Below are 24,155 nucleotides of genomic sequence, written 5' to 3' on the forward strand. Positions count from 1 at the left end.
AGCTATCAGACTGTACAGCCTGCCCGGGGTTGATGAATGCTCCTCGCCGAGAGGGAACGACCGCGACCAGCAGAGGTCCGCCGGCGAGGATGTCGAGCCCGCGAGCAGGAATAGGTGAACAACATGGCAGTATACGTAGAATTCGACGTCCCAGCCGACCTCGCAGAAGACGCCCTTGAGGCGCTCGAGGTCGCACGAGACACAGGCACGGTAAAGAAAGGTACGAACGAGACGACCAAAGCGGTCGAGCGCGGCAACGCCGAGCTCGTCCTCGTCGCCGAAGACGTCTCCCCCGAGGAGATTGTGATGCACCTCCCCGAAATCGCAGACGAGAAGGGCATCCCGTACATCTTCATCGAGACGCAGGACGAAGTCGGTCACGCTGCGGGTCTCGAAGTCGGCTCCGCTGCTGCCGCCATCGTCGACGCTGGCGAGGCACAGGAGCAGGTCGAAGACATCGCCGCGAAGGTCGAGGAACTTCAGTAATCGACCATGAGCGCAGAAGAGACCGCCAGCGACTCGACGTCCGCAGAGGTCATCGAGATCGTTGGCAAGACCGGGATGCATGGCGAGGCCATGCAGGTCAAATGCCGCATCCGCGAAGGCTCGAACCAGGGCCGGATCATCACGCGGAACGTGCTGGGCCCCGTACGTGAGGGCGACATCCTCCAACTGCGCGAGACCCAGCGCGACGCCGACTCCATCGGAGGTCAGTAACAATGGTAGAGAAGCGCACGTGCGATTACTCGGGTGAAGAGATCGAGCCCGGTACGGGCACGATGTACGTCAAGAACGACGGAAGCATCCTCCACTTCAAGGACTCGAAGGCCGAGAAGAACTACTTCCTCGGCCGCGAGGCGCGTGACCTCGAGTGGACGGCCGAAGGGCAGGCCGCAAGCGGAGCTTCGGAGGCGTCCGAAGAATGAGCGACGAACGCACCTTCGTGATGGTCAAGCCCGACGGCGTCCAGCGCGGCCTCATCGGCGAGATTGTCTCTCGCTTCGAGGACCGCGGTCTCAAGATGGTCGCCGGCAAGTTCATGCAGATCGACGAGGAGCTCGCCCACGAACATTACGGCGAGCACAAAGACAAGCCGTTCTTCGACGGTCTCGTTGACTTCATCACGTCCGGGCCCGTCTTTGCGATGGTCTGGGAAGGACAGGACGCGACGCGTCAGGTCCGCCGCATGATGGGCGAGACCGACCCCGCAGAGTCCGCCCCCGGAACCATCCGCGGTGACTACGGACTCGACCTTGGCCGAAACGTCATCCACGGTTCGGACCACGAGGACGAGGGCGCAAACGAGCGCGAGATCAGCCTGTTCTTCGACGAAGACGAACTGGTTGACTACGAGCGCATCGACGAAACCTGGCTCTACGAGTAATCACTCGGGCCGTTTTTCGTTTTCTACTCCGAGAAGAGCAACAGCGATCCCGACTGTCTCCACGCTCGTGTTTCTGTGAGCGGGATCGCTACACAATTTGTGGATACGAGTACGGCCTTCGTCGAAACCAAACGTCGCCACAACAAAGACAACCCCCGTAAGTCGCGCGTTCAGTCGGCCTGCGGGGTGGGAACGTCGAGGTCGATGTCGCCCGCGTCGAGTTCGGCCTCGACCTCGCGGGCGGCCGTGACCATGTTCTCCATCTTCTGGTAGGCCACTTCGCGCGGGAGGAGCTTCACGCCGCAGTCGGGCGAGACGGTGAGTTTCTCCGGCGGAACGACTTTCAGGCCCTCCAAGATGTTCTCTTTGATCTCCTCGACGGATTCGACTTCGGCGGTGTGAACATCCACGACGCCGAGTGCGAGGTCCGGTTCGAACTCGGGGTCGGTGAACACGTCGATCTGCTCGTAGCCGCCGTTACAGAGTTCCACGTCGAACTCGTCGATGGGGTAGTCGTTTATCTCGGGGTAGATGCGCGAGTAGTCGCCGTAGCAGACGTGCAGACCGATACGCACTTCCTCGGGAATCCCGTCAACGATGCGTTCGAGACACTCGCCGACGATAGCGTGGTCGTCCGGCGTCGTCGCCAGCGCCGGTTCGTCGATCTGGACGTAGCGCGCGCCAGCCTCGACCAGTTTCTCGACTTCTTCGTTCACGAGGTCAGCGAGGTCGTACGCCAGATCCGCTTCAGTGTCGTAGGCCTCGTTAAACGACCACCGCGCGAGCGTGTACGGGCCCGTGATGGGGACTTTGACCGGTTTCTCTGCGACGTTCGAGGTAAACTCGAACTCATCGACCAGCCACGGCTCGTCGTACTCGACTTCGCTTGCGACGGACGGTTTGTCGAAGTAGTTGTGACCCCACACTTTCACCGGGCCGTTGAACTCGTAGCCGGGGATGCGGTGGGCGAAGTACTCGACCATCTCCTCGCGGCGCATCTCGCCGTCCACGACGGTGTCGAGTCCGGCGTTCTCGTGTTCGTGCGTGATGACGCGCGCGGCGTCGTCGTACGCCTCTTCTAAGTCCTCGTCGTCAAATTTCGACTCGTCGTCTTCGGCGAGTTCTTTCGAGCGGTTCAGCCACTTCGGTTTGGGATAGCTTCCGACCACCGTGGTCAGAAGGAAGTGTTCGGACTCGTGTCCGTGCGGGCGGAACTGTTCGCGGTTGGATGCGTCGCGGGACATTATGCTTCCACCTCCGATTCGAGGTCGGCGGCCGCCGCAAGGGCGGCGAGTTTCTCTTGATGTTTGTTCACGGGAAGGTAGAACGGTTCGGTGTTCGTCGTGACGTAGGCGGTGTCGAACTCGCTTGCGTGAATCTGGTCGTTGACCCATTCGACGCGTTCGCGGATGGTCTCGGGATCCTCGACGAGCGTGTTTTGCCCGTCAGCGAGGCCGAGCGCCACGTCGTCTTTCGCGCCGTATTCGTTGATGTTGTACAGCGTCGTTTCTCTATCGCCGGCCACGAAGTCGAAGCCGATAGCCTCGATGTCGGCGTCCATCAGGTGCGCGTACGTCTTCTCGTCTATCGCATCCCAGTAGGTGTGGACGACCACGTCGGCGTCCGTCGCGCCTGCGACAGCGTCGATGGCTTCGGGAACGCGCTCGGCGATATCGTCGTCGGGCGCGTCGGTCGCCAGCGAGGGGTCCAAGAGGAACAGCGTCTCGTGGTCGGGGAACGCCTCGACTTCGCCGCCGAGGAAGTCTCCAATGGCCGCGAGGAAGTCCGCCTCGTCGCCGTAATACTCGTCCGTAGCGAGTTCCGCAAGCGAGTACGGGCCGGGGAGAACGGCCTGTAGAGGCGTTTCGCCCGCAAACTCCGACGCCGCTTCCAACTCCGCGGCCACGTCGCCGGAGAACGACAGGTCGCCGACGACCTGCGGGTCGCGGTAGAAGTTGTTGTTGTCGTAGTATCGGACGATTCCACCCGTCTCGACGTTGTCGTGAATGGTCAGCGGGTGCGCGAGCATGTCGTCCCAACGGAGTTGGCCTTCGACAACTCGGTCGAGGCCAGCGTCGAGTTGGTCGGCGACGACTTCCTCGCGCGCGTCTTCGTAGACGGCGACGATATCATCCGTCTCGTCGCCGGAGATAAGGTCGTCTTTCTGGTGCCCTTTGAGGTCTGAGAGGTCCGACTTCGCCCAGTCCGGGAGGGGGAACAATCCGGGCGAGGTCGCTACCAGTTCGGTCATCACTCCCGGCTACGAAATGCCGGTGCTTAATATTTGCGTATGCCGTATATTCTTCTGAGTTATTTCGTGAGTTGGAGTACCGACAGTGTCTCGAACGGGTACGACTCCTGAACGACCGTTTCGTAGTCGAAACCGCGGGATTCGACGCGTTCCGTGACTTCGTCAAACCCGGTTAGAGAACTGACAAGGAGGAGGACGCGCCCGCCGTCGGTGAGGATGCGACCCACTTCGTCTACGAACGGGTTGAGGAACTTCCGTCCGCTCTCACCGCCCGAGAGGGCGTGTTCCATCCAGTCGTCCCACTCGTTGTCCGGGTCCGTCGGCAGATACGGTGGGTTGAACGCGACCGTGTCGAACGAACCGTCGCGGAATGGGTTTACGAGGTTCGCGCGCACCGCTTCGATGCCGAGATGGCCTTCCGCACGGAGTTTCTCACCTCGTTTACGGGCACTCTCGCAGGCGTGCGGATTCACGTCGCTTGCGACGACGCAGTCTACGTCTGCCTTCCGCGCGGCTTGTTCTGCGACCCATCCCGACCCAGTTCCGACTTCGAGGAACCGACCACGCGCGTGGTCTACAACGGCCTCTGCGAGGAGTGCAGAGTCTTCTGCGGGTTGGTAGACGTTCGTCTCCATCCCGCGCCGTTCGGCCAAGTCACGGCCAGTCACGCGTCGTCACTCCCGCCGTCGGGGGTTGGTTCGGTCTGCCGGCGATGCTCACTCTCACGCTCGTCTCCCGCAACGACGAAGCCGTCCGCCTCCTGTCGAGCCATGAGTTCGCGTTGCGGGAAGGGAATCTTGATGTCTGCGGATTCGAAGGCGTCTTTCACCGCGGCAATGACCGCCGTCTGCGTCCGCCACTTGCGGCGCGCGCTCGGTCGGTCGATCCAAACGCGAATGCCGAGGATGATCGCGGAGTCGGCGAACTGCTTGAGGACGACCTGCGGCGTCGGAACGTTGAGCGGGTCGTCCAATTCCTCGACGGCCTCCAGCGCGAGTTCCGCGGCGCGTTCGGGATCTGCATCGTAATCGACGCCGACCTCGACTTCGATGCGGAGTCTCCCCTTTCGACTCCGATTGATGAGGCTTTCGGAGGAGACGACGTCGTTCGGGACCATCACGTACTCGCCGTCGAACGTCTGAATGCGCGTGTTGACGATGGTGATGTCGGTGACGATACCCTCGTGGTCGCCGACTTCGATCCAGTCACCGATCTCGAACGGGCGAGAGAACATGAGGACGAATCCTGCCAGCAGCGCGCCGAGCGTCTGTCTGGCGGCCATCCCGACGACGATACCGAGGAATCCCGCACCGACGAGGATGCCGCTGAGATTCACCTCCCAGATAGCCAAGACGATGGCGATGGTGAACGCATAGAGGAACACCTGTGCGATGCGGAACGCGATTTCGCGTTGGTGCTGGCTCACTGCCGGGCGGGCGGCCGTCACCTCATCAACGAGGCGCCGGACGAGACCCGTCATCGTGTACGCGCCGACGACGAGAAGGACAGAAAGCCCGAGTTTGACGAACGAATCGTAGCCCAAGTCGTAGCCCTCGAACACCGACGCCACTGCCTCTGCTTGTCCCCAGACACCGACGATGACGGCCGCAGCGGCTGTCGCAAGCGTCATCGTCGTGAGCGACACGAGTAGGCTCCACAACGCGCTTGGGATGCCCGGTAAGTCGTAGTCGTGGAGTTCGTCGCTCTTTGCGAGCAGTGCAGTGACGAAGAAGATGACTGCACCGGTGACGAGGGCGCGTCCGGTGAACGACGGGACGGCCTCCGCGAGTTCACTGAGGGCGGATACACCGCCCTGGAGCAGTATCGGCGTGAGAGCCATGCTGATCAGTTTATCGCCCGTGTTCGTCCGCGAGGGCCGTCAAAGCGGCGAACGCTTCCGGAGACATGTTCCCCGCTCGCTTCCGCAGCACGTCCTCGTCTGCGGCCTCGACGACGGCCTCGGGGTCTTCGAGTCCGGAGATGTGTGCAGTATTTCGGATACCGTTGCGGATGGTCTTGCGACGTTGTGTGAACAACGCCTTGACGAAATCAAGGAAGAACGCCTCGTCGTCCACTTCGTAGTCCGGCGCACGCGGCGTCACGCGGACGACAACGCTCTCGACTGCGGGCGCGGGGTCGAACGCCTCCTTCGGAACCGTCTCGACGACTTCCACGTCGCCGTAGTGCTGTGCGCTCACCGAGAGACGGCCGTACTCGTCGGTACCTGTCTCGGCGGCCATTCGCTCGCCGAACTCCTTTTGGAACATCAAGACGAGCGGGACGCCGCGCGGAAGCAGCCGGAAGGTAATCTCAGACGAGATGCCGTACGGAAGATTCGAGACGCAGGCGGTGAACTCGGGGAGGTCGATTTCGAGGGCGTCTCCCTCCAGAATTGTCAGTCGGTCCGCCTCGATAGCGTCAGCGAACTCCTCGCGGAGAAACTCTGCAAGGCGCGTGTCGCGTTCGACCACCGTCACACGGTCTGCGACGCGGAGCAGACGGTCGGTCAGCGCCCCCGTCCCACCGCCGACTTCGAGGACGTGCGAGGTATCAGTATCCTCCGGGAGATAGCTGGGGATACGGTCGAGGACGCGGTCGTCGACGAGAAAATGTTGGTCTTGGTCGGGATCGCCGCGCAGGCCCGCCCGTCGGATGAGTCGGTCTGGGTCGCGTGGCGGGTGCGCTGCGGTCTCTGTCCTGTCTGGCTCCGGCTCGGTCATCGAGTGTGGTTTCGTCCGAGCCGGTGTAAACGTCTCGGCTTCACCACTCAGGTGTCGCGGCCGACGAATGTCTTGTACTTCAGATCGTCGTCGCGGAGCTCTTCCATGATCCGTTCGACCAACACGTCACGGGGATGGTGCAGACCCGACACGCGGTCTTCGAGGTCCTCGAAGCTCTCGTAAGGGCCGCGTTTGCGTTCGTCGAGAATGTTATTCCGCAGTTTCTTCCCGATGCCCGGCAAGAGGTTCAGCTGGTGCAAACGGAGCGTAATGGGCTGTGCGTCGTTGTAGAAGTCCACGAAGCGGCGTTCGTTCTCTTCGACAATGTCCTCGACGACGTACTCTAACTCCGAGAGAGCGGTATTAGACAGGTCGTCGTACTCCACTTCACGGAGTTCCTCGACGGCATCGCGTTCCTCGGATGGGAAGACAACCACTCGGTCACCGATAGAGATGTCCGATTCGTCACCGAGCCGCAGCTCGAAGAGACGGAAGTCCCGCTCGCCCAGGGCGTACGCAAGCGGTGACTTCTTGTACCGTGGCCGGTCGTCATCCGGCTGTCCGTGGGGGAGGTGGTCGAGGACGACAGCGAACTCCGCGTCCTCGGTCGTCGCGTCGGCGCCGTTCTCGGTCTCATCGACCGACGTGTCGGGGTCGGCGTCTCCGCTCTCAGCGCTTGTCATGTCAATGGATACGCCGACGGCGTATTTAAAAAGTTGGCCGTCTCAGACGAGCGGTTGTCATTTCGTCCCGGAGAGCGCGCTCACCGGGACAGCGATCATCGGAAAACGGGAGAACCGCTGTATTAGGCGTACTTCGCCACGACGTTCAGAATCTCGTCGAGTTCGTCGCCGTCAAGCGCATATCGCTCTTGGGCGTAGACGGCGCGGAGTTCGTCCCGACTCTGCGGGAGCAGGTCCGCGATTTTGAACGCAGTCACCTCGTCCACCTTCTCTAGTTCGAGGAGGTCTTCGACGAGTTCGACCGACTCCTCGGGGTCGAGGAAGGCGAAACGGTTCACGTGTTCGATAGCGCGAGCGAGTTCGTAGCGGAGTTCACGCTCTTCGTCCGCGGCGCGTTCGGCCTCGACGTCTTCGAGGAGCTCTTTGACCTCACTCGTGGTGAGATACTCCTCGTGTACCTTCTCTTTGAAGATGGTCATCGGCGGAGAGAGTTACTGCTGAGCGCGCAGGTGAGCGGGTCGGACGATGAGCGTCTTGTCCTTGCCACCGTCGTTGATCTGGACCTTGAACGCACGGCCCTGTTTACCGATCACTTCGCCGGTGTGACCGTTGAAGCGCGGGTGGAAACGACCCTTACGAACGCTGGGGTCGATTTTCAGGTGGACCTTCTGGCCCTCGTCGTACTCCTGAATCGCTCGCTGCGGCGGGGAGGTGCCACGCTCGCGGGGTTTGTTCGACAGCTTTCCTCGCGTCCCGTGAAGCGGACCGTTGGAACTCGGCATAGTCGTGAGGCAGAATACTGGTGACGCAGTTATAAAACGCACGTTCCTGTCTCGCGCGTGCGGGACCGTGGCGCGACTGGTGCATCGTCACCCAGAAGGGCAAGAGTCAGGCCCGTCCCCCGAGACGACTCCCGTATGGACGACGACAGTACTCATCGAATCGAGACGCGCGCGATTCACGCCGGACAAGACCCTGACGAGGAGACGGGTGCCCTGATGACGCCTATCTACGCCAACTCGACGTACGTGCAAGATGGACCGGGCGACCACCGCGGCTACGAGTACTCGCGGACGGGGAACCCGACGCGGTCGGACCTCGAAGACAACCTCGCCGCCCTCGAAGGCGGGGAGTTCGGTCGCGCGTTCTCCTCGGGAATGGGGGGAATTAACACAGTTCTCAATCTGCTTGAAGCGGGCGACCACGTCGTAACCGGTGACGACGTGTACGGCGGTACACACCGTATCTTCACGCAGGTGTACGACAAGTACGACCTCTCTTTCGACTTCGTAGACACCACCGACCACGATGCCGTGGCCGATGCGATGCGCGAAGAGACGGCGCTGTTGTGGGCTGAGACGCCGACAAATCCGCTGATGCGTGTCAACGACATCTCGGCACTCGCGGACCTCGCACACGAGTACGACGCGCTCTGCGCCGTTGACAACACGTTCGCCACGCCGTACCTCCAGCGACCGCTCGAACACGGTGCGGATATCGTCTCGCATTCGCTGACGAAGTACCTCGGTGGCCACTCTGACGTTGTCGCGGGCGCGCTCATCACCGACGACGAGGAACTGGACGAAGAGATCGGATTCTACCAGAACTCCGTCGGCGCGACGCCGTCGCCGTTCGACTGTTTCCTCGTCCTCCGCGGAACGAAAACGCTTGGCGTCCGGATGGACCGCCACTGCGAGAACGCAAGCGAACTCGCTCGCTGGCTGGATGACCACGACGCCGTCTCCGACGTGTACTACCCCGGTCTGGAGTCGCACCCGCAACACGAACTCGCAGCCGAACAGATGGACGACTTCGGTGGAATGCTCTCGTTCGAGGTTGACGGGACGCTTGAACAGGCCTCCACCGTCGTCGAGGAGACGGACGTGTTCACGCTTGCAGAGAGTCTCGGCGGCGTCGAGAGCCTCATCGAACAGCCCGCAGCGATGACGCACGCAGCCATCCCACGCGAGGAACGACTCGAAGCGGGCCTCACCGACGGCCTCGTCCGCGTCTCAGTTGGAATCGAACACGTGGACGATATGAAGGCGGATCTCGACGCCGCGTTCGACGCCGCATTCTAGCGCCGCCGCTTTCGACTATTGATCATCGTCTTTTATCTGAAAACGCGGTAAACATAACACACTGGCGAGAGTACGACGACATATGGCACAAGAACTTGCTGTTGAGAGCAGCAACCGTTCCGGCGAGCAGACGGTGGTGGAGTACGAGTCGTCGTCCGAGGAGCCTCCGGCCGGCGCGTCGAGTCACCTCGCGGAGCGGTTCGGGGTCGGTACTGCTGCCGGTATCCTCCTCGGTGCCGTCATCGGGGTCGCCCTCATGTGGATACTCGGTACCAGTTCAGTTTTCACGCTGCTGGTCGCAGTCGGGATTGGATTCATCCTCTCTCCGGTCGTCGGCGTCCTCTTCGCTGAACGTAGCGAGTAGCCGAATCACCCCGAGAACACCGATATCTCTCCGTAGAAGCGCCGCTCCAGATCTGTAGCATACAGCAACGACTGCAACTGCTTGCAGTGTTACTGAACGAGAAAAGTCGTTCGAGCCGACTTAGATGCGGCCGACGTTTTCGACGGAGACGCTTTCGACGCCGTCTACGTCCGAGAACGCCTCTTCGACGGCTTCCGTGCCGCCCGCGTCGTCGGGGACGATGACCGTCGGCAGGAGGGCGACGAGGCCGAATGCGACATCGTCACGCTCGAAGCCGTTGATCTTCGCGCCTTCGGGAAGCGAGTCTTCGAGACGCTCCTGAAGCTCGTCGAGGTCGATTTCGGGGCTGTTCGGCATGACCTTCATTTTGGAAGCTACTTTTCCCATATTTACGGACCCATGAAGCCGCAGTCGGGACACTCATAGAGGTTGCTCTGCTTTCGACACTTCGCACAGCGCGAAATCTCGGTGTCGCACTCCGGGCAGTCGAACGTCGCCGCGCTCATGCCGGAGATGTTGATCCCGCAGGACACGCACTGTCTCGCGTGTCGCTGGTCGGACTGGCTCATACGGCTACCAACCCATCCGCGACTTTTAACGGTTGTCTTTCCGATTCATCCGAGTACGATGGGGCCGACTAGCACCCCCATCAGGTGAACGCGACGAACACCCAGACGCGGCGGAAGAAGGCCGAGCAGTGCGGCGACGGCGAAGACGCACAGACCAGTGACTCCGGCAAAGACGCCGGCGAGCACCCACAGTACGGCGAGAATGGTCGCAGAGAGCGGACGGTGCGGCAGTCGTCGCACGACGGTTAGATAGCGGTCGCCGAGGACGGGAACGAGTATCGCACCGACACCCGCAGCGAAGACGAGGACTGCGAGGGCCGTCACCGACCCGAACGGCGACCCGCCGCCACCGACGGATGCGAGTGCGACAGCAACGCCGCTTCGTTCGTCGCCAACCACGACGAGTGCCGCGGCCGCGAAGACGGCTGTCGCCGTGTCCGCACCGCTGGTCGCTACGATGTACTGGCGGTCGATCCGATCAGCGTCACTTTCATCACCGGGACGACTGTCACCGCCAACGCCGCCGAGTGCGAGGACCGTCGCCACGCCCGCCGAGACGCCCGGTAGGTAGCCGACGAGCGCGCCGCCACCCACACCAGAGACCGCCGCTCGGAGCGTCTCCCGCAGTGAGAGCGCTGCTTTTGTCCCGTCCTGTGGTGGGATTGTCCCACGTCCGTCGAGCGAATCAATGAGGACAGGCGCGCCGAACAATCCGGCGAACAACGGCGCAAGCATTGACGCGGCCGACGATGGAACGAGCGATCCCGCAGTGGGCAAATCGAGCGTGAGCGTGCCGAGTGCCGTGGCGAGTGTGAAACACGCGACGCCACCGGTGCGCCGTCGCCACGTCGGTTCGGCGGCGACGAGGAGGACGATGACGACGGCGAGGATGAGGGGGAGCGCTGCGTATAACTGCTCGCGCCCGGTGGCGACGAAATGCGAGAGGGGCAATGCGAGTGGCACTGCACACGCGACGGCGACACCGCTTCCGACGGCCGACAGGCGGATCGCCTCGCGTCCACGTCCGGCGAGGACCAGTCGGTGACCGGGCAACGACCCGACTGCCGTTGCGGCGTCGGGGACGCCGAGGACGAGCGCTGGAACCACGTCAAGAAACGTGTGCACGACGCCCGCCGCGATGACGGCGGTCCCAATCGCTGTTGGCGGCGCCGTGATCGTTGGTGCGACCGCCGCCAACAGGAGCGCGAGTGCGTTGACGTGCAACCCCGGGACGAGTCCGCTCACTGTTCCGAGGAAGACACCGCCGACGGCGAACCCGAGGGTCACGGCAGCAGGGTGTGACCACAGTGCGGCGATGACCGGGAGCGACCACGGGATGGCAGGTAGTTGAACCAGCGAGACGGGCATCTGCGCGTGCTGGCCGCCCGCTCGTATTTGAACGTTCGGTGGGAGCGAGGAGTTCGGTGGAGGCCAAGCAAGGCGGTCGTCGCAGGAATCGAGCGGGAACGAACAATCAACCCAAAGCCGTCGCTCACGACGTTACTGCCAAAAAATTCGGATTGTACTGACGATTCGAAGGGCGACGTCCGGATGGACGTGCGAACTGCGTCGGGTTTAGCCGAAGAGTTCGCCGAGACCTTCGCCGGAGGCCTCTTCGTCTTCCTCTTCTTCTTCTGCGGCTTCTTCTTCTTCCTCGCCGCCTTCGTCATCGTCGTCGTCGCCAGCGGCTTCGACTTCGCCACCAGCACCGCCCGCGGCGGGCGCGGGTGCGGCGGCAGCCGTCTCGACAGCTTCCTCGATGTCGACGTCTTCCAGCGCGGCGACGAGCGCCTTGACGCGGGATTCCTCGACGTCAACACCGGCGGATTCGAGCACTGCGGTGACGTTCTCTTCGTTGACCTCTTCGTCCGATTCGTTCAGGATGAGAGCTGCGTAAACGTATTCCATTGTTATCTTCCTCGTTGATTATCCGAACATCGCGCCGAGGCCTTCAGCACCGTCTCCGTCGTCTTCATCGTCGTCGTCGGTGTCGTCGGCTTCGGCTTCAGTATCTTCTTCGTCAGTCGATTCGTCTTCGTCCGCCTCGTCGGCGGGCGCCGCTGCGGGCGCTTCGACGCCGCGGAGTTCCTCAGGGAGGGCCTCCTCGTCGTCAATCTGCGCTGCAAGCGTGCGGAGCTGCGCATCTGCCTTGGCGATGAGGTCCGGAACGAGTTCGGGATCCTCGATGGCGGCGAACAGGCCGAGGGCCTTCGCCTCGCCGGCGGCTTTTGCGAGCATCGTGGGTGCGGTCTGCGCCGTGGGGTAGCCCGCGTTGATCGAAAGGTTGCGGGCACCGGCCGCGGCGGACTGGATGTCCGCGCGGTACTCCTCGACGTCGATTGCGAGCTCGTCGGGTTCGAACAGGACGCCTTCAGAGTAGACGCCACGAAGGTCGAGACCGACCTCCTTGGGTTCGATTCCGAGCTCGTTCAGGACGTTTGAGAGTTCCTCGGAGACGACTTCACCTTCATCGAGGACGTGGGAGTCCTCGGTGACTTTGATGGAGCCCTCCATAATGCGGGCGGACGCACCGACCTGCTGGAGTTCACCAACGAAGGGACCCGGATCGACACCGGTGTCACCCTCGGGGATGACGATGTCGTTCGGGGCGACTTCGCCCGCGTTGATGGGTGCAGGCGTCTTCGACGCTTCGAGCTGCTTGTACAGGCCGAACGGGTTGTCGTTCGTCCCGACAAGTGCGACCTGTCCGTAGACGTAGTCGGTCAGCTCTTCGAGGCCGTCGTTGACCTGTTCGAGCGCGCGGGTGACGAGCGTGTTTCGGCTCATCCGAAGCTCCGCGCTTCCGTGAAGATCCCGACGCATGCTCTGCAGCTGGCGGCTCGGGATGCCGGTGACGCTGACGACGCCGACGGACTGGTACTCTTCGAGGAAGTCGGTGAGTTCACCGACTTCGATGCGTTTCCACTCGGGGATGGTCTCTGTCTTGCGGACGGACTCGCTCTCGCTCATGCGCGTACCTCCACCGACGGACCCATCGTCGTCTTCACGAAGATCCCGTCAATGTTGAGGGGACCCTTCTCGAGTGTTGCCTCGAGACGACGAACGATGACGTCGATGTTCTCCGCGATTTCGTCGGCCGACATGTCCTCTGCACCCACGCGGGTGTGGAACGTGCGGCGGTCACGACTGCGGAGTTGGACCGTGTTCTTCATCCGATTCACAACTTCGACCACGTCGTCGTCGGGTTGGAGCGGCGTCGGCATCTTCCCTCGTGGACCGAGAACGGTCCCGAGGTAACGGCCAATATCTTGCATCATGTTGGCCTCTGCCACGAAGAAGTCGATTTCGTCCGCGAGATCTTTGGCGGCGTCCGTATCGTCTCCAAGGTCTTCGAGGTCGTCGCCGTCCATCACTTGGTCGGCAACCTCCTCAGCTTGAAGTGCGGTCTCGCCAGTCGCGAAGACGACAATCTTCGTCTCCTGTCCGGTGCCGGCCGGGAGCACGATGCTCTCGTCGACACGCTTCGACGGGTCGTTTAGGTCAAGGTCGCGCAGGTTGATCGCAAGGTCAACCGTTTCGCGGAAGTTCCGCTCAGGTGCCTCGTCAAGTGCGCGAGAGACTGCGTCAACTATCGTATCTGCCATTATTCACCTCCGTAGTACGCAGGATTGCTCCTACGGGTCAGTGAAACAGGCGTCTGCCTGCCTCGTCGGAGGCAACGGGAATGCCGGCCTTAAGTCCGTCGAAGCAATCGCCCAAGCGACTGGTATGAGGCCGTTACGCCGCGTCTCCGTGGGACGGGGGCGCATACAAGGCTGGTGACGGTACCGCCGCTCAGCGGTGAGGAATCAAAAAGGGAGTGCCGTCCCGCGGGAGCGGTCGAAGGGCGATTATGCGACGAGTTGGTCGTCGTACTCGCCGTCGTCGATACGCTCTTTGAACTCGCGGGGGTCGTTCCCCTCGATGGTGACGCCGAGGGAGGTACAGGTCCCGACGACTTCCTTCGCAGCGTTCTTCGTGTCGTACGAGAGGAGGTCGGAGGACTTCTGCTCGGCAATCTTTTTCACTTGGTCGAAGCTCAGGTCGGCGACGAAGTTCTCCTGGGGTTCGCCGGACCCGGTTTCGAAACCGGCTTCGTCCTTGATGAGTTCCGCCGTCGGCGGGACGCCGACTTCGATGGAGAACGAGCCGTCGTCGTCGTACTCGACCGTCACGGGCACTTCCATGCCGTCGAACGCGGCGGTCTCATCGTTAATTTCCTGCACGACGTCCTGCACGTTCACAGGCGTCGGGCCGAGTTCCGGTCCGAGCGGCGGACCGGGGTTGGCCTCCCCGCCGGGAACGAGCACTTCGATAGTTCCAGCCATACCCCAAATCACCCTTCCGCGACTTTTAACGGTTTTCTTTCGCGCTAACCGGCGTGCGTGGTAGGCCCATGCAGACGGCCGTCACCGCCGAGTACCGCGTCCGAGCGGTCGAGCGGCCAGAGTGGTTTATACGTTCACACCGAACGGTGCGGCGTCTTCAGCGCCTACCGCCATCGACCCGAGAAGCGTCGCAATCGCGTCGAGGTCTTCAGTATCCACCACTTCGACCGGCGTGTGCATGTAGCGGTTCGGGATGCCGATATTCAGCGATGGAATCCCGCTTCGGGAGGTGTAGAAGGCGTCGGCGTCGGTACCGGTCCGAATCCCAGCAGCCTGCAACTGCACGTCAACGTCGGCGTCGTTGGCCGCGTTGCGTGCGAGTTCGACCACGGCAGGATGGTTCGCACTCCCGCGAGTGATGACCGGCCCTTCGCCGAGTTCGACGGGACCTTTGTGTTTACTCTCTACATCAGGGTTGTCCGTCGCGTGCGTCACGTCGATGGCGACGGCGGCGTCGGGGTTCAGGTCGTAGCCGACCATCTTCGCGCCCTGGACGCCGAGTTCCTCTTGCACTGTACTCACGGCGTAGACCGTCGCGTCCACGTCCGCTTCGACGGCGTGTCGGAGGGCTTCGGCGGCGGCCCACGTCCCGACACGGTTGTCCATCCCGCGGGCGGCCATGCGTGATCCGTGCAGGTCGCGGACGCGCGTTTCGACGGTTAGCGGGTCACCGACTTCGACGAGTTCGTGCGCTTCCGCCTCGTCTGCCGCGCCGATGTCCACGAACTGTTCTTCTAAGTCGTCGTACTCCTCCTCGCCAACGTCGCGGAGGTGAATCGCCGTCTGTCCGATAACGCCCGGAACCTCACCGTCGGCCGCGTGCACGGTGACGTGCTGGCCCTTCGAAACAGTACGGTCAGCGCCGCCGATAGCCGCGATGCGGAGGAATCCATCGTCGGTCACGTCGCGGACAATGTACCCGATCTCGTCGGCGTGGCCCGTGAAGGCGATTTCGGGTCCCCCACCCGTTCCTTCGTGGACCGCAACGGCGTTGCCGTAGTCGTCAACGCGCACTTCGTCGGCGAACTCCTCGACGTACGAAACCCAGACGCGCTGCCCGTCAGCCTCGTAACCGGAGGGACTCGGCGTCGTCAGGAGGTCCTTCAGGAACGTTCGTCGTGTATCGTCCATGGTTTGAGGGAGGTCAAATCGCTACCTCAAAGCACCGATATGAGATGCATGCGGTGCAACGAACACAATGATTATGTCTTTTGTCGGCGTACTGACTGTGCTATGGGAAACAAATCGTTCACGCTTTTCGAGATTCATCTGCACGACACCCCCAATATCGGTTCCCAGTTCTTCGGGAAGGGGTCGAAAGGTGAAGACGAATCAGAAGGCGAGGAAGAGTACCACTCCATCGAAGTCCACGGCGAAGAGGAGACAGAGAGTGTGGGGTCGGGTCGGGGCATCGGCGGCATGGCAATCGTCAGCTTCGTTCTCCTCGTCGCCCTCGCTATCGCGGTGAAAGTTCTGTCCGGAGGCGACGACGACGACTTAGACGAACTCGACGACCTCTCTGACGTGTCTGTCGAGTCCGAGTGAGCAGAGGAGCGGGTGGTCGCAATCGGAGCAGGACTGCAGTCAGCGCGTGACCGCAGTCGGATACGCTTAAGCGGTGCCCGCGGAATCCTCGAATATGACCGTTTCCAGCGCTCCCGGGAAGGTCTACCTGTTCGGGGAGCACGCAGTCGTCTACGGCGAACCGGCGGTGCCCTGCGCTATCGAGCGTCGGGCGACCGTCTCAGTCGAGACACGTGAGGACTCGCGGGTTCGCGTCAGCGCGCCGGACCTGAGCCTCGACGGCTTTACCGTCGAGTACGGTGGCAACGGTGACGAGCGACCCGACGTGAATGTCTCGGAAGGGCTCGTCGAGGCCGGTATCGAATATATCGATGTCGCCGTCGAACAAGCGCGAGATGCGGCCAACGCACCGAATGCGGGCTTTGATGTCACTGTCGAGAGCGACATCCCGCTTGGTGCAGGCCTCGGGTCGTCGGCAGCCGTCGTCGTCGCCAGTATCGACGCCGCGACGCGCGAACTCGGCCACCCACTCGATCCCGAAGAACTCGCAGCGCGCGCCTACCGCGCGGAGTACGAGGTACAGGACGGCCAAGCCTCGCGCGCGGACACCTTCTGTTGTGCAGTCGGCGGCGCAGTTCGCGTCGAGGGCGACGACTGCCAGCATATCGACGCGCCGAGTCTCCCGTTCGTCGTCGGCTTCGACGGCGGCGCGGGCGACACGGGAAAACTCGTCGCCGGTGTCCGGTCGCTCCGCGACGAGTACGACTTCGCAGCCGATACCGTCGAGAGTATCGGCGACCTCGTCCGGCGCGGCGAGTCCGTCCTCGCCGAGGCCGACCCGACGGATCACCCACCGGAAGATGTACTGGCCGAACTCGGCCGCCTGATGGACTTCGATCACGGACTGCTGGAAGCTCTCGGCGTCTCCTCACGCACGCTCGACAACATGGTATGGGCGGCCCGCGAGGCGGGCGCGCACGGTGCGAAACTCACCGGCGCGGGCGGCGGTGGCTGTATCGTCGCCTTAGACGAGACGGCGGAGACGGAGACCGCGCTCCGCTACACCGCCGAGTGCGAAGACGTGTTTCGTGCCGAACTCGCCCGCGACGGTGTCCGGGTGGAAGACGAATGACGACCGTCCTCAAACTCGGCGGAAGCGTCGTCACGGACAAATCAACCCCTGAGACGGTCGATGACGACAGCCTCGACGCCGCGGTAGCCGCGGTAGCCGATTCGGACCCCTCACGCCTCGTCATCGTTCACGGTGGCGGGAGTTTCGGCCATCACAACGCCGAAAAGCACGGCGTCAGCGACAGTCAAGGGACGCACGACGCCGAAGCGGTCTTCGAGATTCACGACGCGATGCGCCGCCTGAACGACGCCGTCGTGACGCGGCTTCAGGACGCTGGCATCGCAGCACTGCCGGTTCAGCCACTCTCGTTGGGTGCGCGGGACGCCGAAGCCGCCTTTTCGCTCCCACTCGATTCGACGGCGACGATGCTGGATGAGGGGTTCGTCCCCGTTCTTCACGGCGATGTCATTGCCCACGCGGCGTCGGGCGCAACGGTGGTCAGCGGTGACGAACTCGTCACGACGCTCGCTCGCGGTCTTGATGCCGACCGTGTCGGACTCTGTTCGACCGTTCCGGGTGTTCTCGACGCCGACAACGAAGTGATTCCAGAAATCACGGCGTTCGAGGATGTAGCGAGCGTTCTCGGTGGCAGTGACGCGACTGACGTGACCGGCGGAATGGCCGCGAAGGTGCGCGCTCTCCTCGAACTCGGCGCGCCCGCTCACGTCTTCGGACCCGACGCCCTCCCGCGATTTCTTGCGGGCGAGGACGCCGGAACCGTCATCCGTGATTGACTCTGAGGACTCGTCGCGGAATCAGATGTCGATTCGGAGGCCGTCGCGTGCGAAGCGTACGTCGCCGTCGTAGCGGTCACCAATCGACTGTAGCATCTCCTCGTGTTTTCCTTCGGTATGCGGATACAGGTGCGTGAGGTAGACGCGACCGATGTCGTATCCGGCCAGTGCCTCGCCCAACTGTGCGGGTGTCGGATGGTTTGAAACGTCCACTTCGTCGGGGAACGAGCAGTCGTGTGCGAGGACGGCCGCGCCGTCGGCGAAGTTGGCTAATCCCTCGAACGCCTCCGAGTCGCCCGAAAAGACGAAATCGCCGCCGCTCCGGTCATCGTCTCCGGCGTCGCTGTCGCCGTGGAACCGGTATGCGAGACAGTCCTTCGAGTGTCGCGTCTCCGTCGCCTCGATTTCGAAGCCCGCGACCTCGAACGACCCGGCGGTGACCTCCCGGATTCGGAGTTCAACGCGGTCCTGTAGGTAGTCGTGAACGTCGAGAAGCCCGTCGAGAAGCCGTTTGGTCCCGGTCGGTCCCACGACTTCCAGATGCGTCTCGCCGGCCAACCACCGGGCTTTCAGGAGGGCGAGGAGGTCCGAGACGTGGTCTAGGTGGTGGTGAGTGAGGAGAACGGTACCGATGCCTTCGTACCCCACGTCAGTGTTCGTGAGACGGTTGAGGACGCCGCTTCCGCAATCCACGAGCAGCGAACGCTCGTCGGATTCAACGAGGAGACCAGTCTGGACGCGGTCCGGAAGCGGCATCGCGCTTCCGGTTCCGAGAAACGTGACGCGCATGGGGCACAGTACACTGACGACGGAAGTATAACTTGGTGGGTTGTCGCGGGCGGGAGATCACGCGTGCGCAAGTTTCCAGACTCCCTTCGGGACAGCGGTGAGGAACGGAAGCAGAAGCAACACGTACAGCCAGCCAGCGGGTGGACCGAACGGCGTTACGAGCAACGTGGCACCAGCGACCACGATGAGGCAAGCCGAGGCGACAGCGATGCCAGCGAGCCACTGGTTGAGCGGCGAGAGTTCGGTTGACCGAATCGGTAGCTCGAACGTCTCGATCAGTGCTTCCGGATTACTGACTGGCCCGAGGGTGCGTTCGGTGTCATCGTCGTCTCCCCCCGTCTTCACGGTCAGCCTTCGTGTGTCGAAATACCGGTCTGAGAACTGAGTTTCCACGACTGTCGCGTTGTGAAGGACACCCACCGGCGCCGACCACTGTGTGTCGCCGGTTAGTCGGTCGTAGGCGACAAGCTGGTCGCCAATGCGTCGGTACGTTACCCAGCCGCTCTCGAGGACTCCCATGACGATGTCGCTACAGAACATGATGCAGAACAGCAGGAATGCGATAAAAGCCGAGCCACTCCGGAGGGCTGGAGACGGCTCGCCGGCAACGATGGCGATCAGTCCGAGCCAGACAAACGTGGCCATGGTGGCGTAAAACGGTCCCGTAGTCGTAACTGCACGCCAGACCGCGGTCGCCGCAACCGCACGCCGGTCAACGTCAATCGCGGCTGAGGGATCATCATCGGGAACGTCGAGCGGTTCCAGCGCGGAATCGCTATCCGGACCAGAGAGCCAGCTAGTGAGCCGACCTCCACCGTCGCGTTCCGCACGGAAGCCGGACCACTCGAAGAGGAGTTTTGCAAACACGAATCCAACGAGCGCAAGCGTTGTTCCGGCAGCACCCGTTACTGGGGCGATAAACGGGACGATAAATAGGACGGCCATGAGGAAGAATCCCTGCCGAGCGGGAATTTCGACGACTGAGTACGGAGAGACATCTGCGTACCGTCCGCTCCGAATGTAGGAGTAGCCGGTCTCGCCGAGTTGACCGATGAGCAGCACAGCGACGCTTGAGAGTACTGCCGGATGACGGATGACATCACTGACTGCAATGACTTCTGAGAGGCTGAAGCTGATGAAAAGGCCGAACCACGCACCGCCATAGATGACTGCAGCAGCGAACGGAACGTTGCGCGGGTATATGGGTGGAAGGAACTCGTGAACGCTCACGCTCCCGCGTTTGGCGACGAGATCGTTACTCGACACGCTGATGACGCCACTCTCTCGATCGGAGACTGGCGGCTGGCCGGCGAACAGCGCTTTCGCTCCCGCGAGGAGGAATAGCAACTGTAGCTCAAGGGCGTACACGGCGACAAGTGTTTCCGGATCCCAATCGAGCCACAACACCCCGATGAGCGGAGGTAGGTTTGCGACGAGAACCGGGAGGAACCCGAACGCGGGTGGAAGAGAATCGCCGTGCCGTGGAGGAGCCATACGTGAATCTGTCACCGTCGTCCAATTATATAGATGATGAACCAGATCCGTTTGTCTTACTTTTAGCCGCCAATCTCAGGAGGGAACCACCAAAGTCCGGTTACAATATCGAAGAAAACCAACGATAGACCGGCTGCCAACACTGGCTGCGTTTGCTATAGATGAAAGTCTGACGAACATTCATAAACCGAGACACTAATTGACATGCACATGGTAACGAGTGCAAATTCGTCGTCAGTTACTGCGGATGCGGACGAGGCGATCAGCCTCGCCGTCGTAGAAGCGGTCAGTGTCGCCGCAGATACGCCGGTTCTCGAACTCCCCCCGCTGTACGACGCGATAGACCCCGACGTACTGGACGAGTTGTTCGCCGGCCGGCAAGCGGCCGAGCGAATCACGTTTCGGTACGCGGGGCACCTCGTAACCGTCCACGGAGACCGGACCATAGAAATCTTGGACGTGGACGAAGCGCAGACCTGCCGTTCTACATGACTCTAGCGACGAGACCGACACACGACCCCGAGCAGTTGGGGAGCGCCACCGGCAACAACACGGCAGATGATCCTGCTCTGCAGTCTGGAATTCTTGACCCACAGCACTGGATACAACGGTAGTCTCGTGCGGGCGCAACCCACTTACAGCCGCGGTCCCGACTGAGACCAAATGAGTAGCCGTGGTCGGCGACTTCTCTGCGAGGCGGCGGAGCGAGCGACTGACCCGTTCGACTTCGACCCGCAGACGGTGTCACTCGCTGACGAAAACGTCCTTGCGCGACTCGAACCGTCCGTCCGCGAGTGGTGGGTCGATCAGTTCGGACGCTACGTAGACGGCAACGGCGGCTTCTTCACTCCGCCGCAGCGCGAAGCGGTCCCCCTCATCGACGACTCGGAAAACGCCCTCATCTGTGCGCCCACGGGGTCCGGAAAGACGCTTGCCTCCTTTACCGCCATCATTAACGACCTGTTCCGACGCGACAGGGAGTTAGCAGACGGTCTCGAAAACTCGGTGTACTGTCTGTACATCTCGCCGCTGAAGTCTCTGGCCAACGACATCCATCGCAACCTTACACAACCGCTTGAGGGAATCACCGAGAGGATGGACGAACGCGGCGAGACGGTCACTCTCCGGCACGCAATCCGCCACGGCGACACCGACAGTACCGACCGGCAGAAGATGCTGGAGACGACGCCGCACATCCTCAACACGACGCCCGAGACGCTTTCGATTCTCCTCAACTCGCCGAAGTTCAAGGAGAAACTTCGGACCGTCGAGTACGTCATCGTAGACGAGATACACAGTCTCGCGGAGAACAAACGCGGCACGCATCTCTCCGTCTCGTTGGAGCGTCTGGAGAATCTGTGTCACGATTCACCGACTCGAATCGGCTGTTCGGCGACGGTCGAACCGCTCTCGACGATGGCCGAATTTCTCGTAGGACGCGGCGACGACGGCGACCCCCGCGAGTATGAACTCGTGGACACGCGGTTCGTCCGCGACTTCGACCTGCAGTTGGAGTGTCCAACAGACGACCTCATCAACACGCCCCGGAACGTCGTTCAAGAGCGGTTCTACGACCGACTGGACGAGTTGGTGCAGTCGCACACGAACACACTCGTCTTCACCAACACCCGGTCGGGCGCAGAACGCGTTCTCCACAACCTCAGGGAGAACTACGACGGCTACGACGAGCAGAACTCCGGGTGCCACCACGGGAGTCTGTCCAAAGAGCGCAGACAGGAGATCGAACGCGAGCTAAAAGACGGAAATCTGGACGTAGTGACGACCTCGACCAGCCTCGAACTCGGCATCGACATGCCGCACATCGACCTCGTGGTACAGGTGGGGTCGCCGAAATCAGTCGCTTCGTTGCTCCAACGCGTCGGGCGCGCGGGTCACCGACTCGGACAGACCGTCGAGGGGCGCGTCATCGCCCTCGATAGAGACGAGTTAGTCGAGTGCGCAGTGATGCTGCGGAAGGCCGAAGACGGATTCGTTGACCGGGTGTTCGTCCCTGAAAACGCCCAAGATGTCGCCGCTCAGCACGTCTACGGGATGGCCATCAACCGGGTGTGGCGCGAGGAGGAGATACTGCAGACGCTCCGGCGTGCGTACCCGTACCGGAACTTCTCCGACGCCGAGTGGGAGCAACTGATGGCGTATCTCACGGCCGACTACGAGGGACTGGAGGACAAGAACGTCTACGCGAAGGTATGGCGCGACACGAACGACGCGCCCGACGGCGAACACCATTACGAGGAGTACGACGTGGGCGAACCGCTCGTCGGTAAGCGCGGGCGGATGGCTCGCGTCATCTACATGACGAACATCGGCACCATCCCCGACTCGTTCACCTGCGACGTGATGACCCGGTCGGGCGACGAGTGGGTCGGCCAACTGGACGAGAACTACCTCGACACCATCGACTCCGGTGACGTGTTCGTCCTCGGTGGCGAACATTTCGAGTACCGCTACCGACGCGGGTCGAAGGTGTACGTGGACAGAACGAGCAAGCGGCCAACGGTTCCCTCGTGGTTCTCCGAGCGCTTGCCCCTCTCGTACGATTTGGGCCGAGAGATAACGCGATTTCAAGGCGAACTCCTCGGCAGATTAGACGACGGCGGTCCGCCGGCCGTACGGACGTGGCTCCGTGCGTTTCCGGTGGACGAAAACAGCGTCCGTGCCATCACTCGGATGTTCGACGAGCAGGTGCGCTACGCCGGTTCCGAGAGCGTTGCAACCGAGTCGCGCATTGCCATCGAGGAGCAACTCGACAGAGACGAGTACCAACGGCGCTTCTACGTCCACTCGAACTACGGCCGGCGGTTCAACGACGGTCTCTCGCGCCTCATCGCCTTTCATTTCGCGCGGCGGTCGAACGCGAACGTGCAGGTGGCCGTCGCGGACAACGGGTTCTCCATCTCGATGCCGCTGAACCGGAAAGTGGACGTAGAGGCCGTCATCCGCGACATCGACCCCGACTCGGTTGACGAGGATCTGCGGGCCGCACTCGACGGCACGGACCTCCTGAAGCGGTACTTCCGTATCAATGCCACCCGCGCGCTGATGATACTGAAGCGCTACAAGGGGTACGAAAAGTCCGCGGCCCAACAACAGGTGTCCTCGGAGATGCTCCTGTCGTTCGCGCAGGATCTCGACGGCTTCGCCGTGATGGAGGAGACGTACCGAGAGATTCTGGAGGACAAACTGAACGTGGCCGCGGTCAAAGACGTACTTCGGGGCGTCAAGTCGGGCGACGTGGAAGTCGTCGCACGCAACGTGGACTCACCGACGCCGCGTGCGTTCGGTCTCGCCACGCTCATGGCCAGCGACGTGGTTCTCGCAGAAGACGAGAGTCAAGCCCTCAAAGCGTTCCACGCCCGCGTCTTAGACGAAATCGGTGACGACGAGGCCGTGCCAGTGGACGACTAATCTCTCGCGGAGAGAGAACTCAACTCGTCAGCAGCCAGAGCGCGATGTACGTGACGATGCCGACGAAGATGGCGACGAGAAAATCGCCCGCACTGTTGCTTCCGAGGAGTGTAAGCACCACCCCGGCGAGTGCGCCCGAAATGGCACCGAGGACTCCCCGACGGAACGCGTCTGACTCTTCGAACCGGTCTCGCAGCGAGGTCATAGAACGGGTGGAATTCGTTAGCAGGAAAGAAGAACGCTCCGACGTGGCGCAGACGAGACGCGAGCGACGAATCGGTGCCAGTTTCGGTATAGATTTTTGTGCGCTGAACGGTGAGAATCGGTCGATGGCCGCACCGTCGTCTTTCGACGTCGCTGATATCTCTCCGCTCGCGTGGCGACTGCTCCGCGTCGCCGCCGGATACGACCAACGGTCGGTCGAACGCGAGGTTGACGACATCGTCCAAGCACACATCTCGATGCTCGAATCCGGAACGCGTGCCCTCTCGCGTCCGCGACGAGAGGAATTGTTCGAGCTATACGCCGCTGAACTCGACGCAGACCAGATCGAAGCCCTCACGACGTACTTTTAGCTGAATTGTGTGTTATAAGGACGCACATATCTTCCACC

General features: G+C 62.1%; 31 protein-coding genes. 12 read left to right on the forward strand and 19 right to left on the reverse strand.

Annotated elements, in window-relative coordinates; all coding sequences use genetic code 11:
• The first annotated feature begins 123 nt into the window (after positions 1 to 123).
• From rpl7ae to ndk, 4 genes are read left to right on the forward strand one after another with little or no spacing between them, the layout of a single operon-like run.
• Positions 124 to 486, forward strand: coding sequence for a 50S ribosomal protein L7Ae (rpl7ae, locus tag HBOR_RS05815; RefSeq protein ID WP_006054021.1), 363 nt, complete (start codon positions 124 to 126; stop codon positions 484 to 486).
• 6 nt (positions 487 to 492) lie between these two features.
• Entirely contained in the window at positions 493 to 717 is a 225-nt protein-coding gene (locus HBOR_RS05820; RefSeq protein ID WP_006054022.1) for a 30S ribosomal protein S28e, read from the forward strand.
• Between the two features lie 2 nt (positions 718 to 719).
• Positions 720 to 926: a 50S ribosomal protein L24e gene (locus HBOR_RS05825; protein ID WP_006054023.1), complete on the forward strand. Its 207-nt coding sequence runs from the start codon at positions 720 to 722 to the stop codon at positions 924 to 926.
• Positions 923 to 1,384, forward strand: a complete 462-nt coding sequence (gene ndk / locus HBOR_RS05830) for a nucleoside-diphosphate kinase (protein ID WP_006054024.1) — start codon at positions 923 to 925, stop codon at positions 1,382 to 1,384. Before HBOR_RS05825 ends, ndk begins: the two co-directional genes overlap by 4 nt.
• A 170-nt stretch (positions 1,385 to 1,554) precedes the next feature.
• On the opposite strand, the gene HBOR_RS05835 is transcribed toward ndk, so the two are convergent.
• From HBOR_RS05835 to HBOR_RS05870, 8 genes are all read right to left on the reverse strand, one after another.
• Positions 1,555 to 2,628, reverse strand: a complete 1,074-nt coding sequence (locus tag HBOR_RS05835; RefSeq protein ID WP_006054025.1) for a methionine synthase — start codon at positions 2,626 to 2,628, stop codon at positions 1,555 to 1,557.
• A complete protein-coding gene (locus HBOR_RS05840) occupies positions 2,628 to 3,635 on the reverse strand; it encodes a methionine synthase ii (cobalamin-independent) (RefSeq protein ID WP_006054026.1) in 1,008 nt (335 codons plus the stop codon). The genes HBOR_RS05835 and HBOR_RS05840 overlap by 1 nt, the downstream gene beginning before the upstream one ends.
• A gap of 59 nt (positions 3,636 to 3,694) precedes the next feature.
• Positions 3,695 to 4,303, reverse strand: a complete 609-nt coding sequence (locus HBOR_RS05845; RefSeq protein WP_006054027.1) for a HemK2/MTQ2 family protein methyltransferase — start codon at positions 4,301 to 4,303, stop codon at positions 3,695 to 3,697.
• A complete protein-coding gene (locus HBOR_RS05850) occupies positions 4,300 to 5,475 on the reverse strand; it encodes a mechanosensitive ion channel family protein (RefSeq protein WP_006054028.1) in 1,176 nt (391 codons plus the stop codon). Before HBOR_RS05850 ends, HBOR_RS05845 begins: the two co-directional genes overlap by 4 nt.
• 10 nt (positions 5,476 to 5,485) lie before the next feature.
• A complete protein-coding gene (locus HBOR_RS05855; protein ID WP_006054029.1) occupies positions 5,486 to 6,355 on the reverse strand; it encodes a 16S ribosomal RNA methyltransferase A in 870 nt (289 codons plus the stop codon).
• Positions 6,356 to 6,402: 47 nt separating this feature from the next.
• Positions 6,403 to 7,038 (reverse strand): DUF655 domain-containing protein, encoded by a 636-nt coding sequence (locus HBOR_RS05860; RefSeq protein ID WP_006054030.1) that lies wholly within the window; start codon positions 7,036 to 7,038, stop codon positions 6,403 to 6,405.
• Between the two features lie 122 nt (positions 7,039 to 7,160).
• Positions 7,161 to 7,517, reverse strand: a complete 357-nt coding sequence (locus HBOR_RS05865; RefSeq protein WP_006054031.1) for an RNA polymerase Rpb4 family protein — start codon at positions 7,515 to 7,517, stop codon at positions 7,161 to 7,163.
• Between the two features lie 12 nt (positions 7,518 to 7,529).
• On the reverse strand, positions 7,530 to 7,820 hold the full coding sequence (locus HBOR_RS05870; RefSeq protein ID WP_006054032.1) for a 50S ribosomal protein L21e: 291 nt from the start codon (positions 7,818 to 7,820) through the stop codon (positions 7,530 to 7,532).
• A 135-nt stretch (positions 7,821 to 7,955) separates the two neighbouring features.
• On the opposite strand from HBOR_RS05870, the gene HBOR_RS05875 reads away from it, so the two are divergent.
• Both HBOR_RS05875 and HBOR_RS05880 read left to right on the forward strand, forming a co-directional pair.
• Entirely contained in the window at positions 7,956 to 9,119 is a 1,164-nt protein-coding gene (locus HBOR_RS05875; protein ID WP_006054033.1) for a cystathionine gamma-synthase, read from the forward strand.
• Positions 9,120 to 9,201: 82 nt separating this feature from the next.
• A complete protein-coding gene (locus tag HBOR_RS05880; protein WP_006054034.1) occupies positions 9,202 to 9,483 on the forward strand; it encodes a hypothetical protein in 282 nt (93 codons plus the stop codon).
• 120 nt (positions 9,484 to 9,603) lie between these two features.
• On the opposite strand, the gene HBOR_RS05885 is transcribed toward HBOR_RS05880, so the two are convergent.
• The 8 genes from HBOR_RS05885 to HBOR_RS05920 all read right to left on the reverse strand — a co-directional run bounded on the left by HBOR_RS05885 (position 9,604) and on the right by HBOR_RS05920 (position 15,571).
• On the reverse strand, positions 9,604 to 9,870 hold the full coding sequence (locus HBOR_RS05885) for an elongation factor 1-beta (protein WP_006054035.1): 267 nt from the start codon (positions 9,868 to 9,870) through the stop codon (positions 9,604 to 9,606).
• Between the two features lie 2 nt (positions 9,871 to 9,872).
• A complete protein-coding gene (locus HBOR_RS05890; RefSeq protein WP_006054036.1) occupies positions 9,873 to 10,052 on the reverse strand; it encodes an HVO_2753 family zinc finger protein in 180 nt (59 codons plus the stop codon).
• Between the two features lie 45 nt (positions 10,053 to 10,097).
• Positions 10,098 to 11,420: a tripartite tricarboxylate transporter permease gene (locus tag HBOR_RS05895; protein ID WP_006054037.1), complete on the reverse strand. Its 1,323-nt coding sequence runs from the start codon at positions 11,418 to 11,420 to the stop codon at positions 10,098 to 10,100.
• A 207-nt stretch (positions 11,421 to 11,627) separates the two neighbouring features.
• Positions 11,628 to 11,960, reverse strand: coding sequence for a 50S ribosomal protein P1 (gene rpl12p / locus HBOR_RS05900; protein ID WP_006054038.1), 333 nt, complete (start codon positions 11,958 to 11,960; stop codon positions 11,628 to 11,630).
• 18 nt (positions 11,961 to 11,978) lie between these two features.
• Complete coding sequence (locus HBOR_RS05905) at positions 11,979 to 13,022, reverse strand: 50S ribosomal protein L10 (RefSeq protein ID WP_006054039.1); 1,044 nt, start codon at positions 13,020 to 13,022, stop codon at positions 11,979 to 11,981.
• Positions 13,019 to 13,657 carry a 50S ribosomal protein L1 gene (locus tag HBOR_RS05910; RefSeq protein ID WP_006054040.1) on the reverse strand — a complete coding sequence of 213 codons (639 nt, stop codon included), beginning with the start codon at positions 13,655 to 13,657 and terminating at the stop codon, positions 13,019 to 13,021. Before HBOR_RS05910 ends, HBOR_RS05905 begins: the two co-directional genes overlap by 4 nt.
• Before the next feature lie 246 nt (positions 13,658 to 13,903).
• Positions 13,904 to 14,380 (reverse strand): 50S ribosomal protein L11, encoded by a 477-nt coding sequence (locus HBOR_RS05915; protein WP_006054041.1) that lies wholly within the window; start codon positions 14,378 to 14,380, stop codon positions 13,904 to 13,906.
• 126 nt (positions 14,381 to 14,506) lie between these two features.
• Positions 14,507 to 15,571, reverse strand: coding sequence for a zinc-binding metallopeptidase family protein (locus HBOR_RS05920; RefSeq protein WP_006054042.1), 1,065 nt, complete (start codon positions 15,569 to 15,571; stop codon positions 14,507 to 14,509).
• A gap of 102 nt (positions 15,572 to 15,673) precedes the next feature.
• On the opposite strand from HBOR_RS05920, the gene HBOR_RS05925 reads away from it, so the two are divergent.
• The 3 genes from HBOR_RS05925 (at position 15,674) to HBOR_RS05935 (ending at position 17,830) form a co-directional block, all read left to right on the forward strand.
• On the forward strand, positions 15,674 to 15,985 hold the full coding sequence (locus tag HBOR_RS05925) for a hypothetical protein (RefSeq protein WP_006054043.1): 312 nt from the start codon (positions 15,674 to 15,676) through the stop codon (positions 15,983 to 15,985).
• A 94-nt stretch (positions 15,986 to 16,079) separates the two neighbouring features.
• The gene (mvk, locus tag HBOR_RS05930; RefSeq protein ID WP_006054044.1) at positions 16,080 to 17,096 is read left to right on the forward strand and encodes a mevalonate kinase; all 1,017 of its coding nucleotides are present in this window, start codon (positions 16,080 to 16,082) and stop codon (positions 17,094 to 17,096) included.
• Positions 17,093 to 17,830, forward strand: a complete 738-nt coding sequence (locus tag HBOR_RS05935; protein ID WP_006054045.1) for an isopentenyl phosphate kinase — start codon at positions 17,093 to 17,095, stop codon at positions 17,828 to 17,830. The genes mvk and HBOR_RS05935 overlap by 4 nt, the downstream gene beginning before the upstream one ends.
• Before the next feature lie 21 nt (positions 17,831 to 17,851).
• Here HBOR_RS05935 and HBOR_RS05940 read toward each other — a convergent pair whose 3' ends face one another.
• Entirely contained in the window at positions 17,852 to 18,619 is a 768-nt protein-coding gene (locus tag HBOR_RS05940; protein ID WP_006054046.1) for an MBL fold metallo-hydrolase, read from the reverse strand.
• Between the two features lie 57 nt (positions 18,620 to 18,676).
• Positions 18,677 to 20,113 carry a DUF6498-containing protein gene (locus HBOR_RS05945; protein WP_006054047.1) on the reverse strand — a complete coding sequence of 479 codons (1,437 nt, stop codon included), beginning with the start codon at positions 20,111 to 20,113 and terminating at the stop codon, positions 18,677 to 18,679.
• 210 nt (positions 20,114 to 20,323) lie between these two features.
• Here HBOR_RS05945 and HBOR_RS05950 point away from each other — a divergent pair, with 210 nt between their 5' ends.
• Together HBOR_RS05950 and HBOR_RS05955 are read left to right on the forward strand one after the other, a co-directional pair.
• A complete protein-coding gene (locus tag HBOR_RS05950; RefSeq protein WP_006054048.1) occupies positions 20,324 to 20,605 on the forward strand; it encodes a HalOD1 output domain-containing protein in 282 nt (93 codons plus the stop codon).
• Positions 20,606 to 20,776: 171 nt separating this feature from the next.
• A complete protein-coding gene (locus tag HBOR_RS05955) occupies positions 20,777 to 23,542 on the forward strand; it encodes an ATP-dependent helicase (RefSeq protein ID WP_006054049.1) in 2,766 nt (921 codons plus the stop codon).
• Between the two features lie 19 nt (positions 23,543 to 23,561).
• Here HBOR_RS05955 and HBOR_RS05960 read toward each other — a convergent pair whose 3' ends face one another.
• Positions 23,562 to 23,747 carry a hypothetical protein gene (locus HBOR_RS05960; RefSeq protein ID WP_006054050.1) on the reverse strand — a complete coding sequence of 62 codons (186 nt, stop codon included), beginning with the start codon at positions 23,745 to 23,747 and terminating at the stop codon, positions 23,562 to 23,564.
• A 124-nt stretch (positions 23,748 to 23,871) separates the two neighbouring features.
• Between HBOR_RS05960 and HBOR_RS05965 the strand changes: the two genes are divergently transcribed.
• Positions 23,872 to 24,117 carry a hypothetical protein gene (locus HBOR_RS05965; protein WP_129784460.1) on the forward strand — a complete coding sequence of 82 codons (246 nt, stop codon included), beginning with the start codon at positions 23,872 to 23,874 and terminating at the stop codon, positions 24,115 to 24,117.
• Positions 24,118 to 24,155 lie beyond the last annotated feature (38 nt).

The sequence above is a fragment of the Halogeometricum borinquense DSM 11551 genome (genome assembly GCF_000172995.2).
GTDB classification, from domain to species: domain Archaea; phylum Halobacteriota; class Halobacteria; order Halobacteriales; family Haloferacaceae; genus Halogeometricum; species Halogeometricum borinquense.

Bases quoted from the DNA above. Each gene is read 5' to 3' on its own strand.
- HBOR_RS05885 (WP_006054035.1), bottom strand. From the start codon at position 9,870: ATGGGAAAAGTAGCTTCCAAAATGAAGGTCATGCCGAACAGCCCCGAA.
- HBOR_RS05880 (WP_006054034.1), top strand. From the start codon at position 9,202: ATGGCACAAGAACTTGCTGTTGAGAGCAGCAACCGTTCCGGCGAGCAG.
- HBOR_RS05865 (WP_006054031.1), bottom strand. From the start codon at position 7,517: ATGACCATCTTCAAAGAGAAGGTACACGAGGAGTATCTCACCACGAGT.
- HBOR_RS05935 (WP_006054045.1), top strand. From the start codon at position 17,093: ATGACGACCGTCCTCAAACTCGGCGGAAGCGTCGTCACGGACAAATCA.
- HBOR_RS05870 (WP_006054032.1), bottom strand. From the start codon at position 7,820: ATGCCGAGTTCCAACGGTCCGCTTCACGGGACGCGAGGAAAGCTGTCG.
- HBOR_RS05855 (WP_006054029.1), bottom strand. From the start codon at position 6,355: ATGACCGAGCCGGAGCCAGACAGGACAGAGACCGCAGCGCACCCGCCA.
- HBOR_RS05945 (WP_006054047.1), bottom strand. From the start codon at position 20,113: ATGGCTCCTCCACGGCACGGCGATTCTCTTCCACCCGCGTTCGGGTTC.
- HBOR_RS05965 (WP_129784460.1), top strand. From the start codon at position 23,872: ATGGCCGCACCGTCGTCTTTCGACGTCGCTGATATCTCTCCGCTCGCG.
- HBOR_RS05955 (WP_006054049.1), top strand. From the start codon at position 20,777: ATGAGTAGCCGTGGTCGGCGACTTCTCTGCGAGGCGGCGGAGCGAGCG.
- HBOR_RS05910 (WP_006054040.1), bottom strand. From the start codon at position 13,657: ATGGCAGATACGATAGTTGACGCAGTCTCTCGCGCACTTGACGAGGCA.
- HBOR_RS05925 (WP_006054043.1), top strand. From the start codon at position 15,674: ATGGGAAACAAATCGTTCACGCTTTTCGAGATTCATCTGCACGACACC.
- mvk (WP_006054044.1), top strand. From the start codon at position 16,080: ATGACCGTTTCCAGCGCTCCCGGGAAGGTCTACCTGTTCGGGGAGCAC.
- HBOR_RS05950 (WP_006054048.1), top strand. From the start codon at position 20,324: ATGGTAACGAGTGCAAATTCGTCGTCAGTTACTGCGGATGCGGACGAG.
- HBOR_RS05890 (WP_006054036.1), bottom strand. From the start codon at position 10,052: ATGAGCCAGTCCGACCAGCGACACGCGAGACAGTGCGTGTCCTGCGGG.
- HBOR_RS05915 (WP_006054041.1), bottom strand. From the start codon at position 14,380: ATGGCTGGAACTATCGAAGTGCTCGTTCCCGGCGGGGAGGCCAACCCC.
- HBOR_RS05860 (WP_006054030.1), bottom strand. From the start codon at position 7,038: ATGACAAGCGCTGAGAGCGGAGACGCCGACCCCGACACGTCGGTCGAT.
- HBOR_RS05875 (WP_006054033.1), top strand. From the start codon at position 7,956: ATGGACGACGACAGTACTCATCGAATCGAGACGCGCGCGATTCACGCC.
- HBOR_RS05905 (WP_006054039.1), bottom strand. From the start codon at position 13,022: ATGAGCGAGAGCGAGTCCGTCCGCAAGACAGAGACCATCCCCGAGTGG.
- HBOR_RS05960 (WP_006054050.1), bottom strand. From the start codon at position 23,747: ATGACCTCGCTGCGAGACCGGTTCGAAGAGTCAGACGCGTTCCGTCGG.
- HBOR_RS05835 (WP_006054025.1), bottom strand. From the start codon at position 2,628: ATGTCCCGCGACGCATCCAACCGCGAACAGTTCCGCCCGCACGGACAC.
- HBOR_RS05820 (WP_006054022.1), top strand. From the start codon at position 493: ATGAGCGCAGAAGAGACCGCCAGCGACTCGACGTCCGCAGAGGTCATC.
- HBOR_RS05840 (WP_006054026.1), bottom strand. From the start codon at position 3,635: ATGACCGAACTGGTAGCGACCTCGCCCGGATTGTTCCCCCTCCCGGAC.
- ndk (WP_006054024.1), top strand. From the start codon at position 923: ATGAGCGACGAACGCACCTTCGTGATGGTCAAGCCCGACGGCGTCCAG.
- rpl7ae (WP_006054021.1), top strand. From the start codon at position 124: ATGGCAGTATACGTAGAATTCGACGTCCCAGCCGACCTCGCAGAAGAC.
- rpl12p (WP_006054038.1), bottom strand. From the start codon at position 11,960: ATGGAATACGTTTACGCAGCTCTCATCCTGAACGAATCGGACGAAGAG.
- HBOR_RS05940 (WP_006054046.1), bottom strand. From the start codon at position 18,619: ATGCGCGTCACGTTTCTCGGAACCGGAAGCGCGATGCCGCTTCCGGAC.
- HBOR_RS05825 (WP_006054023.1), top strand. From the start codon at position 720: ATGGTAGAGAAGCGCACGTGCGATTACTCGGGTGAAGAGATCGAGCCC.
- HBOR_RS05895 (WP_006054037.1), bottom strand. From the start codon at position 11,420: ATGCCCGTCTCGCTGGTTCAACTACCTGCCATCCCGTGGTCGCTCCCG.
- HBOR_RS05920 (WP_006054042.1), bottom strand. From the start codon at position 15,571: ATGGACGATACACGACGAACGTTCCTGAAGGACCTCCTGACGACGCCG.
- HBOR_RS05850 (WP_006054028.1), bottom strand. From the start codon at position 5,475: ATGGCTCTCACGCCGATACTGCTCCAGGGCGGTGTATCCGCCCTCAGT.